The organism is Bradyrhizobium sp. PRIMUS42 (genome assembly GCF_023006515.1).
Taxonomy (GTDB): Bacteria; Pseudomonadota; Alphaproteobacteria; order Rhizobiales; family Xanthobacteraceae; genus Bradyrhizobium.
The window spans coordinates 1-14,508 of the sequence record NZ_JALBGZ010000078.1 but is presented as its reverse complement, the minus strand read 5'-3'; the positions used below and the strand labels follow the sequence as shown (position 1 = coordinate 14,508).

13 protein-coding genes and 2 pseudogenes are annotated in these 14,508 nt (G+C 62.8%); 1 reads left to right on the top strand and 14 read right to left on the bottom strand.

Features of this window, described 5'->3' with window-relative positions:
• The 10 genes and pseudogenes from MOV75_RS09670 to MOV75_RS09625 all read right to left on the bottom strand — a co-directional run.
• Positions 1–227: pseudogene (locus tag MOV75_RS09670) on the bottom strand (V-type ATPase subunit a family protein); the annotation flags it as partial.
• A 202-nt stretch (positions 228–429) separates the two neighbouring features.
• Positions 430–918: a peptidoglycan-associated lipoprotein Pal gene (gene pal, locus MOV75_RS09665; protein WP_018317777.1), complete on the bottom strand. Its 489-nt coding sequence runs from the start codon at positions 916–918 to the stop codon at positions 430–432.
• A 321-nt stretch (positions 919–1,239) separates the two neighbouring features.
• Positions 1,240–1,965 carry a hypothetical protein gene (locus MOV75_RS09660; protein WP_246923705.1) on the bottom strand — a complete coding sequence of 242 codons (726 nt, stop codon included), beginning with the start codon at positions 1,963–1,965 and terminating at the stop codon, positions 1,240–1,242.
• A 193-nt stretch (positions 1,966–2,158) separates the two neighbouring features.
• The gene (locus tag MOV75_RS09655) at positions 2,159–4,480 is read right to left on the bottom strand and encodes a bifunctional diguanylate cyclase/phosphodiesterase (protein WP_246923701.1); all 2,322 of its coding nucleotides are present in this window, start codon (positions 4,478–4,480) and stop codon (positions 2,159–2,161) included.
• A 237-nt stretch (positions 4,481–4,717) separates the two neighbouring features.
• Positions 4,718–6,085 carry a Tol-Pal system beta propeller repeat protein TolB gene (gene tolB / locus MOV75_RS09650; protein ID WP_246923698.1) on the bottom strand — a complete coding sequence of 456 codons (1,368 nt, stop codon included), beginning with the start codon at positions 6,083–6,085 and terminating at the stop codon, positions 4,718–4,720.
• Between the two features lie 23 nt (positions 6,086–6,108).
• The gene (locus tag MOV75_RS09645; protein WP_246923693.1) at positions 6,109–7,068 is read right to left on the bottom strand and encodes a protein TolA; all 960 of its coding nucleotides are present in this window, start codon (positions 7,066–7,068) and stop codon (positions 6,109–6,111) included.
• Positions 7,069–7,071: 3 nt separating this feature from the next.
• Positions 7,072–7,521 (bottom strand): protein TolR, encoded by a 450-nt coding sequence (tolR, locus tag MOV75_RS09640; RefSeq protein WP_246923690.1) that lies wholly within the window; start codon positions 7,519–7,521, stop codon positions 7,072–7,074.
• 43 nt (positions 7,522–7,564) lie between these two features.
• A complete protein-coding gene (gene tolQ, locus MOV75_RS09635; RefSeq protein ID WP_246923686.1) occupies positions 7,565–8,281 on the bottom strand; it encodes a protein TolQ in 717 nt (238 codons plus the stop codon).
• Positions 8,282–8,820: 539 nt separating this feature from the next.
• On the bottom strand, positions 8,821–9,078 hold the full coding sequence (locus tag MOV75_RS09630; protein WP_246923683.1) for a hypothetical protein: 258 nt from the start codon (positions 9,076–9,078) through the stop codon (positions 8,821–8,823).
• A 127-nt stretch (positions 9,079–9,205) separates the two neighbouring features.
• Complete coding sequence (locus MOV75_RS09625) at positions 9,206–9,973, bottom strand: serine acetyltransferase (protein ID WP_246923680.1); 768 nt, start codon at positions 9,971–9,973, stop codon at positions 9,206–9,208.
• 322 nt (positions 9,974–10,295) lie between these two features.
• On the opposite strand from MOV75_RS09625, the gene MOV75_RS09620 reads away from it, so the two are divergent.
• Entirely contained in the window at positions 10,296–11,459 is a 1,164-nt protein-coding gene (locus tag MOV75_RS09620) for an acyl-CoA desaturase (RefSeq protein ID WP_246923677.1), read from the top strand.
• A gap of 180 nt (positions 11,460–11,639) precedes the next feature.
• Here MOV75_RS09620 and MOV75_RS09615 read toward each other — a convergent pair whose 3' ends face one another.
• From MOV75_RS09615 to MOV75_RS09600, 4 genes and pseudogenes are all read right to left on the bottom strand, one after another.
• On the bottom strand, positions 11,640–12,341 hold the full coding sequence (locus tag MOV75_RS09615; protein WP_246923672.1) for a peptidoglycan-binding protein: 702 nt from the start codon (positions 12,339–12,341) through the stop codon (positions 11,640–11,642).
• 107 nt (positions 12,342–12,448) lie between these two features.
• Positions 12,449–13,342: a peptidoglycan-binding protein gene (locus MOV75_RS42655; protein WP_246923668.1), complete on the bottom strand. Its 894-nt coding sequence runs from the start codon at positions 13,340–13,342 to the stop codon at positions 12,449–12,451.
• 299 nt (positions 13,343–13,641) lie between these two features.
• Positions 13,642–14,127 carry a DUF2852 domain-containing protein gene (locus tag MOV75_RS09605; RefSeq protein WP_246923664.1) on the bottom strand — a complete coding sequence of 162 codons (486 nt, stop codon included), beginning with the start codon at positions 14,125–14,127 and terminating at the stop codon, positions 13,642–13,644.
• A gap of 121 nt (positions 14,128–14,248) precedes the next feature.
• Positions 14,249–14,508, bottom strand: a pseudogene (locus MOV75_RS09600) (TetR/AcrR family transcriptional regulator); the annotation flags it as partial.

The following is a 14,508-nucleotide window of genomic DNA, read 5'->3' as shown; positions in this document are numbered from 1 at the left end:
CCCGGCGCAGCTTGCGCGCCGCCTTCGAGCGCCCGCAGCCGCTCTTCGAGCTGGCGGTTGCGGTATTGCAGCTCCTCGTTCCGGCCGGTGAGCTGGCGCAGCTGGTTCTCCAGCCGCTCGATCCGCATCTCGGGATCATCGTCCGACTGCGCGAGTGCGGGCGAGCCGAAGGAGAGCAGCGTGGCCATCGCCACGGTGCCGGTAAAGACCTTAAATCTGGATGACATCTTGTCCTGACGACGAAAGCGAAATGGGCCTGCGACGGAACAGTCGACGCGCCACACATTGAAGGGGAGTACGCCAAAACTGTGACTGGCACCACGGGGTTTCCGTCACGGATTGCTGAAACGAAACCGGCGCCCGAGAGGGCGCCGGCATAATCGGTTTCTGAAGATGAACGGCGCCTGACTGAGTGTCAGTATCTCGGCGTCAGGAACTCGCGTTCAGCACGGTGACGGCGCGACGGTTCTGCGACCAGCAGGAGATGTCGTTACAGACTGCGACCGGCCGCTCCTTGCCGTAGGAGATCGTGCGCATGCGGTTCGGATCGATGCCGCGCGAGGCGAGGAACGAACGCACCGACTGGGCTCTCCGCGCGCCGAGCGCGATGTTGTATTCGCGGGTGCCGCGCTCGTCGGCATGACCTTCGACGGTGAAGCTGTAGCGCGGATAGGTCTGCAGCCACTGCGCCTGCTTCTCCAGGGTCACGATCGCCTGCGGGGTCAGATCGGTCTGGTCGCTTTCGAAGAACACGCGGTCACCCACGTTCACCACGAAATCCTGCTGACTGCCAGGCGTTGCCGCATTGGCCATCGCATCCGTCGCAGCATTCTTGTTGGCGCAGGCACCCATCGACAGCGCGACGGCGAGCACCGCGACCAGCTTCAATCCCTGGAGGATACGCATAGGATGTTTCATTCCGGAGCCTCCACGCTCACGTTAGTCCACTGCTGTCCGGTCTACAGGGGGTTGGTTAAGCGAACGTTCCGTCAACCTTGACGGAACCTTGCCTCAGCCGATCAAATGCCCCCAACCAGCGAAAAGCACCCGTCATGGTTAATGGGTTGTAAATGTGGCGCGAGGGTGAAGGCAAGCCGCGCCAGCCGGCAAAAACGCCGCCTTTCGCCGGAATTCCGGGCCCAGGTCCTTGATGTGCGGCGGGCGAAAGGGCCAAGTCCGGCTCAACACTCCAGGTCCAAGCCCGAAGCAGGTCAGGATCCAAGGCGGGCCGGCGCGGACTCAGGCGTGCACGGCGTCCGCCACCAGCACCGGCCGCTGCGGCACCTGGCGCTGGCCACCGCGCCCGAACAGCATCCGCCGTTCGAAGGCGGTCGACCGCATGATCGGATAGCGCTCGAACACCTTCTTGCGGAAGGTCGGGAAGTCCGCCGCCATCAATCCGAACGGCTTGGTGAGGCCCGGAACCAGCCGCGGCTCGGCGATGGTCTCGTGCAGGAACACGCGCCGGTAGAAGGCCTGATGCTCGGGACGCACGATGGCAAGGCCGAGATCAGCACTGAAATGCTCGCAGGCCATGTAGGCGAGACGGGTCGTCAGATAGGGCAATTCCGGAACGCGCTTGACCTGGTCGGGATCGGCGACGAAGCGGGTCGGGTCGATCATGACCTCGCCGCGATCGAGCCGCGGCAACAGGACGTCCGGGAAGACGTCGGCCGAGGTGGATTCACGCCATTCCGACGTCAGCACGCTGATGCGCACCGAGCTGCAGAGCTCGCCATGGAGATAGACGCCGAAGGTCCACGCGTTCGGCAGCTCGTCGTAGCGGTCGGTGACCCGCGCCTCCGCCGAGGGCTTGACGGCGCCTTCCCGCAGATAGGCGCGGTAGCGGAGATTGTAGATCTCCTCCTTCTCCGCGACGGTTTCCGCAAGATGATAATCGACGTCGGTCAGAAGCTCCGCTCCCCGTCCAACAGCCGAAATGACAGATCTGGCTGAGGACTGCATTCCAACTCCTTACCCACACTCACGCCTGCGGCATCCAAAGCCAACTTCCTGCAAGACAACTTGCGCGGGCGAGTTGATTTATTAACACCTCCTTAACAAGTATGCAAAGCAATCGAACGGTTAGGGTTAATCACCGTAGCACTACGGTGCCCCTGCAACATTCTGAAATGATGGGACGTTTCGGGAAATGGACTTACGCGAAGCCGACCACCTGAAGCTGGCCTTCGCCGCGCCGTCCATGCGAGGCGTTGAGCAGCTGGCGCATCCGCACGGCAGGCACCGGGCGGCTGAACAGATAGCCTTGCGCCTCGGAGACGGTGCCGTCGGCGCTGATCAGATCGAGCTGCTCGTTGGTCTCGATGCCCTCGACCACGACGGCCATGCCGAGATCGGCGGATAGCCGCGCCACGCCGCGCAGCAGCGTCAGCGGGCGGTCGGTGTCGATCCCCTCGAGGAACGAGCGGTCGATCTTCACCTTCTGCATCGGGAAATTGTGCAGATAGCTGAGGCTGGAATAGCCGGTGCCGAAATCGTCGAGCGAGATGCGCACGCCCAGCGCGTGCAATTGCGACAGGATGTCGTGGGTGAGCTGGGTGTTGCGCAGCAGCGAGGACTCGGTGATCTCGATCTCCAGCCGATGCGCCGGTAGGCCCGACACTTCGAGCGCGTAGCGGATTTCACTCAGCACGTCGCGCTGGTGGAATTGCTGCGGCGAGAAGTTGACGGCGACGCTGACGCCATCAGGCCACTTCATGCATTCCATGCAGGCGCGGCGCAGGATCCAGCGGCCGAGATCGACGATCAGGCCCATGTCCTCGGCGACCGGAATGATGTCCACCGGCGAGACCGTGCCGCGCACGGGATGATTCCAGCGCAGCAGCGCCTCGCAGGTGGTGATCTTGCCGGACTTCAGATTGACCAGCGGCTGATAGAACAGCTCGAACTCCTCGTTGGCGAGCGCCTTGCGCAGATCGAGCTCGAGGATGCGGCGCGCCTCGACGGTCGCCGCCATCTCGTCGCGGAAGAAGCAGAAGGTGCCGCGGCCGTCCGCCTTGGCGCGATACAGCGCCATGTCGGCGTTCTTGAGCAGGGTGTCGGCACTGGCGCCCTCCGGCGAGGTCAGCGCGATGCCCACGCTGGCGCCGATCTCGACCAGGTGATTGTCGATGCGGTAGCGCTCGCTGAGCCGTTCGACGATACGGCGGGCAAGCGCGGCGGCGTCCTCGGGCGAAGAGATGTTCTGCTGGAACACGACGAACTCGTCGCCGCCGAAGCGGGCGACGAAATCTTCGGGGCGCAGCATCTCGCGCAGACGGTTGGCGACGGCACACAACAGCTGGTCGCCGCAGGGATGACCGAGCGTGTCGTTGACCTGCTTGAACTGATCGAGGTCGACGAAGAGCAGCGCGGAGAGGCGCTCGGCATGATGCGAATTCTTCAGCAGCCGCTCGATCTCGTCGTGGAAGCTGACCCGGTTGGGCAGCGCCGTGAGCTCGTCGTAACGGGCCAGATGGCTGATGCGGGCTTCCGCATTGGTGCGTTCGGTGATGTCTTCCAGCAGCAGCACCATGCCACCGCCGGTCATCGGCTGGAACGTCCAGGCCAGCGTGCGGCCGCGCGAGGAATCCGGATCGGCGGTGACGATCTCGCAGACCCGCGCATGCTCGATCTCGGCCAGGATCTGGTCGCCGCTCTCCGCCGAGATCGACCCGGCGGAAACGCAGGCCGCCACGATATCGGCGGCAGTGGCGCCGCGCTTGACGAGGTCCTCGGGCAAGCTCATCAGCTCGCCGAAGCGGTGGTTCATCACTGCAAGGCGGCCATCGGCGCGAAACATGCACAGGCCGTGCGGCATGTTGTTGAGCGCGGTGTCGAACTGGCTCGCCAGCGCGGATTCGCGGAAACTCGAGGTCAACGCCTTGACGAAGATCGCGTGCAGGCTGAGGTTGATGTTCTTGAGCCCGATGAAGAAGAACACGAGCAGGATGGCAAGTCCGATGTGGTAGAATCCGCCGTGCAGCAGCAAGGCGAGCGACATCGGACCGCAGGCCAGCGCGACGTGCCACTGGATCACCCGGGGCTGTCCGTAATTGCGGGCGGCGCCGCCCGCGGTGTAGCCGATGCCGATGGCGACACAGAGCATATCGGCGACCGGATCGTTGTTGTTGTAGATGACGACGAAAGCCCACACACCGAGCACCGCCGCATAGCTCAGCGCGCCGATCCAGTAACGCGGCTCCAGGTGCTTGGCCTCTTCGAACGACAGCGGCTGGGTGCGGTTTTCGTATCCGCGCATCTGGAATGCACGTGCGGTGCCGATGGCGATCAGCAGGAACGCGAGCGGCCACAGCCAGACGTCGCCCGTCTTCAACGCAGTCATCACCGCGGCCACGGCCGCGGAGGCCGAGCCGAGGAAGATCGCCCAGAAATTCTGCACCATGGAGTTGATGAGAGCGGCGTAGAGTATCGGCTCCAGCTCGTCTCGATCACTCTGCTTCTGGTCGGCCAGTTGCATTGGCTTGTTACGCGTCCTGTTTGGAGCGTACTTTTACCCAGCCCTAGTGAAGTCTTTCTGAGGGAACATCGTTAAAGTCGAGTTGTTTTTCGGCAATGACGAACCTGTTTCTGTTGATATTTCAATCAACTAGGCAAGCCTTGCCGGGATCAAGGTGAAGGAAAGCTTGCTTTCCTCCCCAAACCCGAAAAATCTGTGCATTTTTTTCGACAACATCGCACGTTGCGAGCGCGGGATTTATTGGCCCGCGGTCGAGGACAATAGCGGCGACCATGCCGGGTCGGAGGCGAAGCCCGGCGTCGGCACCTTCAGCTCGTTGCGTCCCGAAATGTCGACGCTGTACAGCGAGGGGCCGCCGTTACCGCCGGGATCGCGGAAGAACATCAGGACGCGGCCGTTCGGCGAGAAGGTCGGGCCTTCATTGTGGAAGCCGGAGGTGAGCAGCCGCTCGCCGCTGCCATCGGGCTTCATGACGCCGATCGCGAATTGTCCGCCCCCCTGTCTGGTGAAGGCGATGTAATCACCCTTCGGCGACCACACCGGCGTCGAGTAGCTGGCGTTGGTGTCGTCCTTGGAGAAGGAGATCCGCTGCGCCTGTCCGCCGCCTGCGGCCATCACGTAGATCTGCGACCTGCCGCCGCGATCGGATTCGAAGCAGATGCGGGCGCCGTCCGGCGAGTAAGACGGAGACGTGTCGATCGCCGGCGTGTCGGTGAGGCGCGTGGTCGAGCGCGAGCGCAAATCCATCACGAACAGGTTGGAATTGCCGCCTTGCTGCAGGCTCATGATGACACGCTGGCCATCCGGCGAGAAGCGCGGCGCAAAGGTCATGCCCGGGAAGTTGCCGACGATCTCGCGCTGGCCGGTCTCGATGTTGAAGAGATAGACCTTCGGATCGCCCTGGCCGAACTCCATATAGGTGATCTCTTGCGAGTTCGGCGAGAAGCGCGGCGTCAGCACGAGGTCGGATCCGCGGGTCAGGTAGCGCACATTGGCGCCGTCCTGGTCCATCATCGCGAGCCGCTTGACGCGGCGCTCCTTCGGGCCGCTTTCGTCCACGAACACCACGCGGCTGTCGAAATAGCCCTTCTCGCCGGTCATCCGCTCATAGATCTGGTCGGAGATGATGTGGGCGATGCGGCGCCAATATTCCGGCGAGGTGAAATATTGCTGGCCGGCGAGCTGTTGGCCGGAGACCACGTCCCACAGGCGGAATTCAGCCTTGAGCCTGCCGTCCGGCTGCCGCGTCATACGGCCGGTGACGAGGGCCTGCGCGTTGAGCGTCTTCCAGTTCTGGAATTGCGGCGCGACGTCCATGTTGCTGATGCGCTCGATGAAGGCGGCCTGGTCGATCGGCGCGAACAGGCCCGAGCGCTTCAGATTGTTGGTGATGACCTGCGTGACGCCGTTGCCGACGTCGCCGTCGGACGGTGAGCCCGGCAGGAAGTTGGTGATCGCGATCGGGATCGGCTGGAATGCCGTCGGATCGATGCGGAGGCGGCCCTCAGGGCCTTGAGCGAGGGCGCGTCCGCTCCCGAGCATCGCGAGCGTCGATCCGGTCAGGGTCATGAAGCGGCGGCGGTTCATCGATCGGACGTCATTCATTGCAAAATTCTTTTGTTCGGATGTCACAACATATCTTTCAGGCCGAAAGTCATGGGAATGAGCTTCCAGCTCTCGTACTGCTGCTTCGGCATGAACGAGTAGACCTGACACTGCACGATGGCGCGCTTGGCGCTCTCCGCCACCGCCTGCGCGATCGACCGCGACGGTCCTCGCACCGCGACGACAATCGGCTCGGAGGCCAGCGATCCATCGATCTTCATGGGAATGTCGATGTCGGCCTCGTACTGATCGGCATCCTGCCCATTATAGGTGGGCGTGAAGCAGCGCTTGACCGCGCCCTGGAATGCACCACGCCAAGTCGCGACGTTATTCGCCGCCGCGCCGGTCGCCGATCCCAGCGCGGCCGACGCATTCAGAGCGGAGCCAGTAAGTTCGTGCCGGGTCGCGGTGCGCTTGTCGAGGTCGCGCTGGATCTGCGCGGGATCGAAGGTGCGCTCCTTGGGCTTCGGCTGCTGCTGCGGCTGCACGGCCGCAACCTTCTGCTCCACCGGCTTCGGCGGCGGCTTCTTCGTCTCCAGCTTCTTCTGGAGCTCGGCGATCGGATCTTCCTTGGCCGGATCAGGCTTCTTTTCCTGCGGCTTCGGCTCTTCCTTCGGCTTCGCTTCAGTCACGGGCTTGGGCGGCTCGGGCTTCTTCTCGACCGGCTTCTCGACCGGCTTTGGCGGCGGCTCCGGCTGCGAGTTGGTCTTGATCAGCTCTTTCTTCTCGGTGACCTTGCCGACGGCGTCTTCCTCGGGCTTCGCTTCCGCGATCTTCTCGACCTTCGGCTTCGGCTCTTCCTTCTTGCCGGTCTTCTGCCCCGCCATCATCTTGGCGAGCTGATCACTGGAGATGATGTCGATCGGGAGCGACTCTTCTGGCGCGACATAGGCCTTGCTGCTGAAGGTGACGAGCCCCCATCCCAGCACGAGGACGTGGAGGGCAATCGACGCAACGAGTGTCTTGTCGACGTTCACCTTCACGGCTTACCCCTGATCCGCTTCCGTGACGAGGGCAAGCTTCTTGAATCCGGCGCCGGACAACAGACCCATCACCTTGGCCACCGTGCCGTAATCCGCCTTCTTGTCGGCACGCAAATAGATGCGCTCCTCGAGGCCGCCGCGGGCGTCCGTGATCGCCTTCAGCTTGGGCACCAGTTCGTTGATCGCGATCTCGGCGTCGTTGATGAAGACCTTGCCCTTGATGTCGACCGACATCTGGATCGGCTTCTGGTCGTTATTTTCGAGGCTCTTGGCCTGGGTCTGCGGCAGGTCGAGCGGCACGCCGACGGTCAGCATCGGCGCCGACACCATGAAGATGATGAGCAGCACCAGCATCACGTCGACCATCGGCGTGACGTTGATCTCGGCCACGACGGGCTTGCGCCGGCCTCGGCGCCCGCCGCCTCCGGACGAACTCGCAACGTTCATCGCCATGATGGAGTGCCCAAATTGCCCTTCACACTATACATGCCGCCCGTCAGCCCCGCTCGTCGATCTGACGCGACAGGATGGCGGAAAATTCATCGGCGAAGCCTTCGAGCCGCTGGGCCTGCCGGTTCACCTCGGAGGTGAACTTATTGTAGAAAATAGTGGCAGGAATGGCGGCGATAAGGCCGACGGCAGTCGCAAACAGCGCCTCCGCGATGCCCGGCGCCACCACCGCCAGAGAGGTATTTTTCGACGCCGCGATCGACTGGAAGCTCGACATGATGCCCCAGACCGTGCCGAACAGCCCGACGAAGGGGCCTGCGGAGCCGACGGTGGCGAGCACCAGCAGCCGGCGTTCCAGCCGTTCGACCTCACGCGCGATCGAGACGTTCATCACCTTGTCGATGCGCATTTGAAGACCTGCGACCGAGCGGGTGTGGCTCTCGAAGGAGCGCTTCCATTCGCGCATCGCCGCGACGAAACAGGCGGCCATGGAGTGCGTCGGCTTGGCCGAGAGGGTGCGATAGAGTTCCTCGATCGATTCGCCGGACCAGAATGCCTGCTCGAAACGGTCCATCGAGCGGCGGGTACGGGCGAACAGGAAGATCTTGTCGATGGCGATCGCCCAGACCCAGACGGAGCAAGCCAGGAGCCCCAGCATCACCGCTTTCACGATCCAGTGAGCCTGCCAGAACAGCGCGATCAGCGACACGTCCGCGGAAGCGGCAACCGGAAGGGCTGACTGAGCCACGTCGGCCGGATTCATAAGCAGTATCCTCTCAAGGCGATCGTTACCCGATGTGCCGGCCAGCAAATGGCCGCCGGTTCCCCAATAGCCGCGCTAGAACCGGCGCGGCCGGCAAGCCCGCTCAAAGCCTTGTCTTTCTGGGGTGCAGGGGCTCGTCCAAAGCCGGCCGTCTGCATTCCCTGCCAAGATGTCAAAACTATGGGCCTTTGGCCCCGGGCCTTGACGGGCCTCGGCTTTCCGCTTTGGGCGCGACTGTCCGCCCTTACCAGAGCCCGCCGTTGGTTAATGCGAGGTTACCGGGGGTGAATTTGGCTGCGGGAAAGGCAGGCGGCGCAGGCGGTTGGAGGTGACGGACAAGGCTCGGCCCGCGTCCGGGGCAGGAGAGTTCCGCGTGCGGGGTTCAGCCCGAGGAACCACGCTCCCCGGACAATTTCCCGAAGACTGGCGATCTCGCACGCCTTACGGGCGGCGCCGCCGGCGCAGGCTGAGCGCGTACAGCCAGCCGCCAGCGGCGATCAGCACGGGCAGACCGAAGAGTGCGAAATCGCGCAGCAGGATCACGGGTCAAGACCCGCTTCGGCAAATGAGACCGCCCGCCTGAGCGCGAAGGCGGCGAGTTGATAGAGGGCGCCGCTGAGAAAGAGGTGCCAGGCACCGCCGGCTACGAACTCCTGATAGGTTTTGACCTCCGTCGGCCATCCATTGAGGAATGCAACCGCGAGCGGCAGCCAGCATCCGAACCGTTCGAACAGATCTGAGGCACGCGCGAACAGAGCGACGCGCTGCCTGGTCTCCTTGTATTCGGCGATGGTCATGTTCGTACTCGTCGGCGCAGGCGAAAAAGGCGCCGTTGGGGCTTGGTCGGACCTCGTTACGACCAGGTTCTAAGGGGCCCACGTTTTCTGAAGGGGCCATGGACCACGACGCCGCCTCCGAGGCGTGTCAGGCCGCCGAAGCCGGTTCGGGACAGTTGGTGAGCCGCGCGGGATTTCCGACTGCGGTACAGCCACCGGGAACGTCGGAGGTCACGACCGTGTCGGCGCCGATCCTGGCGAAATCACCGATCCGGATATCGCCCAAAATGGTCGCCCCGGCGCCGATGAAGACGCCGCGACCGATGCGCGGCGAGCGCGTCGGCAGCTCGTTGCCGCGGCCGATGCTGACATTCTGAAGGATGGTGACCTCGTCGCCGATCACGGCATTGGCGCCGATCACGATGCCCGTGGCGTGGTCGAGATAGACGGACGAGCCGATGCTGGCCGCCGGATGAATGCTGACCTGCAACACGTTCGACGCCTCGTTCTGAAACAGCAGCGCTGCATCGCGATGATCATGATGCCAAAGCCAGTTCGAGACGCGCCAGGCTTGCAGCGCGACATAGCCCTTGAAATGCAGTAGCGGCGCCAACAGGCTGGCGATGGCGGGATCGGTGCGCACGATGGCCAGCAAGTCGCGCCCGGACGCTTCGACCAATTCCGGCGAGTGGCGAAAGGCGTCGCTCGAAAAGGCCGTGAAACGCGTTTGCTCGGCGACGCTGCCGCCAAGCCTGCGCCCGATGAGATCGGCCAGAGCCGCCGCAAAGCCGTCATGGACGAGAACGGCTTCGGCAAGCGACTTGCCGAAGACGTGATCGGATGCGACCGCACGCCGCGCCTCATCGCGTATCTCCTGCCAGAGGCGATCGGTCGTCGCGGTCACCGCTGCTGTCATCGCCGCCTCCCGTGTTTTGGGGCTTCCTTCACGTCTCAAATATAGCCGGCGGGCACCCCGCACACCACGTCGCGAGCAGCACGGCGCTACCGGAGCACCGTGCCGCAGCTCCCCGTGAGGCTACGAGCTTGCGTGCCGGGCATCCGCAACCATATAGTTAGTTGAGCTTTCGGCCGATGCGGCTTTGGCCGGGGATATCCCAGGCAAAGCAGCTGGTTCAAACCCCCGCGGTGGTCCGCCATCCGCGGGTTTTTCGTACCCGGCGGCCCTCGATGCTGCCGCTGCAATCCCGGATTCCCGTTACCAAAGGTCACGCTGAAACATGTCGCCTAACGCGCCCGACGACGACCACCACGACGACATCATGTATCCCTCCGCGGTGCCGTTCCTGTTGGTCCATCTCGGATGCTTTGCGGCGATCTGGTCAGGCGTCACCTGGCAAGCGGTCGCGATCTGCGTCTCGCTGTATGTCGTGCGGATGTTCGCAATCGGAGCGGGCTACCACCGCTACTTCTCGCATCGGGCGTTTGCAACCAGCCGGGTGTTTCAGTTCATCCTGGCGTGCCTTGCGCAAAGCACCTCGCAGAAGAGCGTGTTGTGGTGGGCGGCCAAGCACCGGCACCATCATCTGCATTCCGACACCGAGAACGACGTGCATTCACCGCGTCACCGCGGCTTCCTGTACAGCCATCTCGGCTGGATTTTCTATCGGCAGCACGACGGGACCGATCTCGTGAAAGTCGGCGATCTCGCGGCCTATCCCGAGCTGATGTGGCTGCATCGGCTCGAGCTGCTGCCGGCCGTTGTGCTCGCGGCGCTCTGCTTCCTGGTTGCGGGATGGTCGGGTCTGGTCGTCGGCTTCCTGTGGAGCACGGTGCTGCTCTATCACGCGACCTTCTGCATCAACTCGCTCGCCCATGTGCATGGACGCAAGCGCTACGTGACGGGCGACGATTCCCGCAACAACTGGCTGCTGGCGCTGCTCACCCTGGGTGAGGGCTGGCACAACAATCACCACGCCTACCAGAGCAGCGTCCGACAGGGCTTTCGCTGGTGGGAGATCGACGTCACCTATTACGTCCTGAAAATGCTGTCCTGGTTCGGAATCGTCTGGAACATGAAGTCGCCGCCCGAACAGGTGCTGCGCAACGAGCAGCCGCTCGGCGCCCGGGTCATCAATCGGGCAGCCCACCAGCTTGCCGGCCGGTTCGATGCACAGGCCCTGGCGCACGCCATCTCATCGGCGCTGCACCGGGCGGACCCGGCCCAGCTGCAGCTGCCGACGCTGCACGACATCCTCAATCGCGCACATGACGGCGTCGACGCGCTGACACACCTGCATCTGCCAAAGATACCGACGCGCGAGGAGTTTCTCGCCGAGGCCAAGGCGATGTTCGCACGAACGCGATCGCTCAACGAGATCGTCGATCACGCCTACGAACACTTCCTGGCTTCGGTTCGCGCGCAGCTCGCCACGGCGCGCTGAACCACAGCTCAAGCGGCCGCCTGGCCCCAAGAACAGCCGCGCCGGCGCGTGAAACAACCGCGCCGGTCCAGGAGCGCGATGCGATCAGGATGAATCGTCATCGCGCTTCAGGTTGTTGTCTAAGCACGATCTCCGCACAAACGCGTTCCGCATTTGCTGCGCAGTTTTCCGGATCGTGCCTTAGAGTTCGACCTTCAACCGTCTTGCCGTCTGCGGCCCTACCTGTCCGTCGACAATGAGTCCTTTGGTCGCCTGAAAGGCCGCTACCGCCGCCACCGTCAGGTCGTTGTATTCACCGTTGATCGGCCCCGGATTGAACCCCAGCTCTTTCAAGGCGCGTTGAATATTTCGAACGACGGACGCCTTCATGTCCGGCTGCCCGAGCGCATACAGCTGGCTCGGCCCAACCAGGTCGAGTTCTTCACCCGCCTCCCCATACGTAAAGTTTGGTAGAAAGACGCCCGTATCCCAATTTCGGCCCGACACCTTGCCGCGACGAACGCCATAGGCCGTGCCCATCGCCTCCACGGTGCCGCCCTTGCCGTCACACACGACGATGTGTCCCATCATGCCTGGTCCGGGCGGATAGCGAAGGAGAATGCCTCCCACCGTTGTCGCTGCCTGCCGCCACGGAACGCGTTTTCCAAGTTTCTGTGAATCGCTCTTCCAGGCCCCCGTGTAGGCCTCGACCGTTGCAGGATTGCCGTTGTCGTCGACACACCCGTATAGGACTCCGCCGACCTGATACACCAGCCAGGACATGAACTCCGCACAGTCCCAAGGACCGTGCCAGTTCTTGTTGTTCTTTGGCACGCAGACGTTGACGTATTTCTCGCCAATGCGGGACTCGGCCAGCTTCAGCATCTTTTCGCCGTCGGTCATGCTATTTTCCTTTTGCGCAATCAGACTCGCTAAAATTCGACCCTCAATATCGAGACATCCATCTTCGAAACCCGGCGAAGCTCGCACGCAAAAAGGCGACAGGCGCTCTAGGGGCGCTCCGAAGCCGTTCGGGCATTCAAGCGGAGATTCAACGCCGCCTGCGTGACCACGCCTGCATTTCCGTCGACCGGTATCTTGGCGTGGCCTTGAAACCACTCGACCGCCTGCGCCGTGGCGGGACCATATCGTCCATCCACGACAAGCGCCGGCTCAGCCCCGAGATCGTTCAGGGCCTCCTGAAGCTCGCGCGTTTCATCAGACGAGGTTGCGGTTTTCCAGGCCACCTGGTTCGCGCCGCTCTTGCCTATTGCACTCCACACGATCTCGAAGAGCTCGGTGCGACCGCTCAGGCCGTTGTAGCCACCGTTGATGACCCGCGTGATCGTACGGATATCGTTTCGATCCGCATAAGCGTTCAGGCCTCCCTCATTCCATTCGTGAAGGGCAGGAAGGAGGGCCGCTTCGGGTGCGACAATCAGATCCGGATTGCCGTAAAAGTCCACGCCTGCAAGTTTGCCCATGCGCGAGTAGTTGGCTCCGCCCGTCGTCTGCAACAGGCCACCACCGCGATATTTGTATCCGTCGCCGGGCTTGGTATTGCCGAGCTCCTTCGCCTTCTTCGGATTCCCCAATCCGTAGACGCGCTCGGCCAACGCGCGATCGTTGTTGAGATATTGATCGACCTCGTCGGGACGGATCGCCGCGCTGTGATGGCCGATGCCGAAAATCTCGAGAAGACGCGCCGAGGTTTTGTATTTGAGGCTCTCGAACAGAACCGTGCCGCGCCCCGTCTCATACAGGGCCTGAGCAAGGAAGTGCGCGATGCGCAGCGGAGTATTGATCTTGAAGCGCTCGAAGATTTCGTCGCCGTCTTCAAAGGCCTTGAGGTAATTGGGATAGCAGCGAGGGGCTACCTTCCGAACGATCGTTACGATCCGCACGAAAATACTCCCGAATATTCAGCCAAATATCATCGAGTGAAACGTCGCGAGATTACGCACAACATCCTCTGGTTGCAATAGGAGATTGAGTTTCGGGCAGCCGGGCCTTCGGTTGTGCAGGAGCTTGATCTCGCCTGAGGATGGCGGCCGAAGTCCGACCATCTCTCTTCCGCGCGCGGACATTGAAGCAGATGTCCCAAAGCAAACCGCCCGCCTGCGTTGTGCAGACGGGCGGTTCGGGGCCATCAGGACTTTGGGGGCATGCGCCTGAAGGCTTTGAGAGGTGTCAGCCTTGAAGGTCAGCCCTGCTGCTGATCGGTCGGCGGCGGGGTCGGACGCGTCTTGTGCTGCGCCATGAACTGGTCGAACTCTTCCTTGTCCTTGGCGTGACGCAGACGGTCGAGGAAGTTTCTGAACTCGACCTGCTCCTCCTCGAGGCGCTGCAGCGTCTCAGAGCGGTATTCGTCGAAGGCACGGTTGCCGGAGGACGGCGGGCCGAAGCCAAAGCCGAAGCCACGGCGCTCCATGCGGCCACGCATGCGATCCATCTTGTACTGCATCCGCTCCATCTTGTTCTGCCAGCGATCCTGGTGGCTCCAGCACGACATTCTTCTGCTCCCGAGTGTGAAAAAGAGAAGGGCAAGTCCGATCGGCCACCAGATGATGAAGCCGAGGATGGTCACGGCGATCCAGCCGGGATGCCAGGGCGTATCGAGCATGCGGGGGCGCTCGTAGTTTTGATCCGAAGGGCCGCGCCATCGATTGACATCAGCGGTGTAGGCCATTTCCCATCTCCATCACGGCATCTGCGCCGTTGTGAATGTAAATAACATTTACATAGCTAGACCATCTCGCGATTTTGTCAAGCAGGCCGCCTGACACGCCCGCGTGATTATTCGCGTAACTTTATTTCGGCTTGCCCCAGGGGCCGCCGGGCGGCACGCCTAAACCGGAGGATGCCTCCGGTGGCACCGGCGGAGGCTCGGCGCTCTTGGCTGGCGGACGGCGATCGGTCGGGAAGCCGAGGCCCCGCAGATAGATCAGCACCTCGGCCTCTAACAGCTCATCCGGCGACATCGGCAGTTTTCGTCGCGCGGCGTCCCCACGCGAAAACAGCGAGGCCACGCCGTGCGCCATCGACCAGATGTGCAACGCCATCATCATCG

Coding starts and splice junctions, on each gene's coding strand:
- MOV75_RS09630 (WP_246923683.1), bottom strand. CDS start 9,078: ATGACCATCGCCGAATACAAGGAGACCAGGCAGCGCGTCGCTCTGTTC.
- MOV75_RS09615 (WP_246923672.1), bottom strand. CDS start 12,341: ATGACCGACGGCGAAAAGATGCTGAAGCTGGCCGAGTCCCGCATTGGC.
- tolQ (WP_246923686.1), bottom strand. CDS start 8,281: ATGAATCCGGCCGACGTGGCTCAGTCAGCCCTTCCGGTTGCCGCTTCC.
- tolR (WP_246923690.1), bottom strand. CDS start 7,521: ATGGCGATGAACGTTGCGAGTTCGTCCGGAGGCGGCGGGCGCCGAGGC.
- MOV75_RS09655 (WP_246923701.1), bottom strand. CDS start 4,480: ATGCAACTGGCCGACCAGAAGCAGAGTGATCGAGACGAGCTGGAGCCG.
- MOV75_RS09660 (WP_246923705.1), bottom strand. CDS start 1,965: ATGCAGTCCTCAGCCAGATCTGTCATTTCGGCTGTTGGACGGGGAGCG.
- pal (WP_018317777.1), bottom strand. CDS start 918: ATGAAACATCCTATGCGTATCCTCCAGGGATTGAAGCTGGTCGCGGTG.
- MOV75_RS09620 (WP_246923677.1), top strand. CDS start 10,296: ATGTCGCCTAACGCGCCCGACGACGACCACCACGACGACATCATGTAT.
- MOV75_RS09625 (WP_246923680.1), bottom strand. CDS start 9,973: ATGACAGCAGCGGTGACCGCGACGACCGATCGCCTCTGGCAGGAGATA.
- tolB (WP_246923698.1), bottom strand. CDS start 6,085: ATGAATGACGTCCGATCGATGAACCGCCGCCGCTTCATGACCCTGACC.
- MOV75_RS09605 (WP_246923664.1), bottom strand. CDS start 14,127: ATGGCCTACACCGCTGATGTCAATCGATGGCGCGGCCCTTCGGATCAA.